Origin of the sequence: Clostridium sp. (assembly GCF_040797585.1) — a bacterium.
GTDB lineage: Bacteria > Bacillota > Clostridia > Clostridiales > Clostridiaceae > Clostridium_Z.
In genome coordinates this window covers 1-3,686 of the sequence record NZ_JBFNEO010000248.1, presented here as the reverse complement: position 1 = coordinate 3,686, position 3,686 = coordinate 1, and the positions used below count along the sequence as shown (strand labels likewise).

The following is a 3,686-nucleotide window of genomic DNA, read 5'->3' as shown; positions in this document are numbered from 1 at the left end:
GAAATAAGATTTTATATAATAAGACTGTTAAAAATTATAATAATCTTACCTATTTATTAAAGAATATCTCAGATAATATTACCTATTCAGAGGAAGTAAAAGCTTTCTCAGAAGGTTTATTTAAGTTAGAGCTTTTTTTATATAAGGAAAGAGAGAATATATATTGTGATATATATGAAGTTTATAATAATGAGAAGATTAATATATTAGATAAAAAGAAAGATAGCTATGGTATAAGAAAAGAGAAGTTACTTATGACCATGGAAGGCTATAGGTTCATTAGAAAAGAAAATAGACTTATGTTTATTGGTGGAGATGAGGAGCTTTTCAATATTCTAACTAAGAAGAGAGAAGGAATATATACTTTAGGTAAGGTTATCTTTGGGGAAGGTCTTAAAGATATAAAGGTATATGGTTCATCTTCTATTAATATAGATTTTCATGAATATGATAGGGGGTTTAAACTAGGTTATACCATTGGAGAAGTTGGAAGAAAAGAGTTAAACAGCCTATTTGAAAGCTATAAAAAGGGTGATAAGTTCTATAAAACAAAGGATAATATGTTTATTGACTTTAGCCAGGAGGATGTAAAAGAGTTTTTTAATTTAATTGAGATATTAACTACTAGTAGAGGTGGAGAAAATGGATTAGTAGAAGTAGAGAGAAATAAATCCTTATATGTTTTAGAGTGTTTAAAAAATAGGAAATTTAATATAGGAAAAGGTATTGATTTATTAAAGGATATAGAAGACAGAATAAGTAATATAAATAATAAGAATATAACTCTACCTAAAAACTTAAAGGCAACTCTTAGGGAATATCAATTAGGTGGATTTAAATGGTTTAAAACCTTAAGTGATTTAGGCTTTGGTGGAATCTTGGCTGATGACATGGGTCTTGGTAAAACAGTTCAAACCATAGCATTTCTTACATCAGAGAAGGATAAAAAATCTTTAATAATTGTTCCTACATCCTTAATTTATAATTGGAAAGAAGAGATAGAGAGATTTTCTCCAGATTTAAGAGTTCAAATTATACATGGTAGCAATGGAAGTGAAAATAACATAGAAAAGATTTTAAAAGAGTATGATATTATATTAACTACCTATGGTACTTTGAGGAATAATATTGAAATATATAAAGATATTAAATTTAATTATTGTATTATAGATGAGGCTCAAAATATAAAAAATTCTATGGCTATAACTTCAAGGACGGTTAAAGAAATAGATTCAGAGATAAGATTTGCATTAACGGGAACCCCTATGGAAAATAACTTAATAGAACTTTGGTCCATATTTGATTTTATAATGCCAGGATATTTATATTCAAAGGATGCCTTTGAGAAAAAGTTTATATATAAAGAAGGATATGACTTAAAACCTCTTAAAACTTTAATTAAACCATTTATATTAAGAAGATGTAAAAGTGAAGTTCTAGATGAGTTACCAGAAAAAATAGAGAAAAAGATATTAGTTGAAATGACAGATACACAAAAGACTATATATAAATCCTATATAAAAGAGGTTAGAGAAAAGATTAAAGAGGATACTCATAATAAAATAGAAGTCTTCTCTTATCTAACAAGGCTAAGACAAATTTGTTTAGACCCTTCTCTTATAATAGATAATTATAATGGGGGAAGTGGAAAGACTAATATGGCCATAGAATTATTAGAGGAGTATATAGAAAATAATAATAAAATACTACTATTTTCTCAATTTACCTCTGTTTTAGGAAATATAGGTAAGTATCTTGAGGAAAAAGGAATTGAATATTTTTATTTAGATGGATCTACGGATTCTAAAGAAAGACTTAGATTAGTAAAAGCTTTTAATGAGGATAAGAAAGTTAAAGTTTTTCTAATTTCTTTAAAGGCTGGAGGAACCGGACTAAATTTAACCTCTGCTAATTTAGTTATTCATTTTGATCCATGGTGGAATCCAGCAGTAGAGGATCAAGCCACAGATAGAGCTCATAGAATTGGACAGAAAAATATAGTAGAGGTAATTAAATTAATAGCTAGAGGAACCATAGAGGAGAAGATTGTTAAATTACAGGAATATAAAAAAAATCTTATCCATAGTATTATTACAGAGGACCTTAAAAATAGCGATGTGTTTAATAAATTATCAAAGGAAGATTTAATAAGTCTTTTCGAGAGGGATTAAAAGTTTCAGATTAGCATGAGTTATAGAAAATCATGCTAATCTTATTTAGTATATTAATATATTTTTAGAGGGAATATATATATGTACCCTATGATATCTCAAACTAAATTTCAAGCTATCATAAGCTATACTTTATTCAAATATTAGATTTGGAAATAATATATCTATAGACAAACCACATGATAATTGAAACTAAATCACAAGCTTCTATTATTTAATGAGTATTCAAAGATTGAATTTTAAAGTGGTTTATCTCTATATAAGATACATAGGAATATAAATTAATATATAAAGGACTAGGAAAATTTTTAATAGAATAAAAGTTTTCACTAGAAAATTATAGATAACCCCTCATATAAATATACAAAGTTATGTAAAAAAAGCATTGTATATTGAATAAAATATTATATAATGTATAATTGATATGAATATAGGATTTATAAACCTTATAGTTATAATTTTAAATACTTAAGATGTATTAATTGTTAATAAGGGGAACTTCATTATTTAACAATATAATATGTTGCTTTTATGAAAGGATAGGAAGTAAGTAATGTATATTGTAATCGTTGGAGATGGAAAAGTAGGATATACCTTGGCTAAAAATTTATCTGAGGAAGGCAATGATGTTGTTATCATTGACAAAAATATGGAGGCACTAAAACGTACCACAGATAATCTTGATGTAATGTGTATAAAGGGAAGTGGTACAAGTATTAAAGTTCTTCAAGAAGCAGAAGTTAGTAATGCAGATGTAATGATTGCTGTTACAAATAGGGATGAGAGAAATGCCCTATGCTGTTTACTAGCAAAAAAGCTTGGAGCGAAATATACTATTGCAAGAATTAGAGATCCTGAATATGCTAGTGAGCTTAATATTTTAAAGGATGAGCTTGGAATGGATATGGTTATCAATCCAGAGAAGGAAGCAGCTTTAGAAATTGGAAAGCTTATAAGATTTCCATCTATCTGTAGTGTAGAAAATTTTGCAGATGGAAGTGTGGATTTAGTGAGTTTTAGGCTTGTTTCAGGAGATAATATAGTAGGAAAGCCAATAAGTGAGATTAAATTCCCTAAAACATCAGTCATAATTTGTGCCGTTGAGAGAGAACATGAGGTATTTATCCCTACTGGAGATTTTGTTCTTGAAGAAAACGACAAGATATATGTTATAGGAGACCATGTTAATATAGAAACATTCCTAAAAAACTTAAGAAGATATCAAAAGAAAGTTAAAAACGTGATGATATCTGGAGGCGGAAAGATAGCTTACTATCTTACAGAGGCCATTAGTAAAATTGGAGCAAAAGTTACTATTGTAGAAAAAGATTATGATAGATGTGAAAGATTAAATGAATTATTGCCAGAGGCAATTATTATTAATGGAGATGGAACTGATCAAGAATTTTTAGAGTCTGAAAGTTTAAAGGAAATGGATGCTTTTATAGCTTTAACAGGGAGAGATGAAGAAAACTTAATTTCTTCCCTTTTTGCATTAAATGCAAAGGTTAATAA

General features: G+C 27.8%; 2 protein-coding genes. Both read left to right on the top strand.

The window, feature by feature from the left end; genetic code table 11:
* The coding region (locus AB2369_RS12270; protein ID WP_367666762.1) for an SNF2-related protein at positions 1-2,171 on the top strand (2,171 nt) is incomplete at its 5' end.
* Positions 2,172-2,724: 553 nt separating this feature from the next.
* Positions 2,725-3,686 (top strand): Trk system potassium transporter TrkA (trkA, locus tag AB2369_RS12265; RefSeq protein WP_367666761.1); only part of this gene is annotated, 962 nt, incomplete at its 3' end.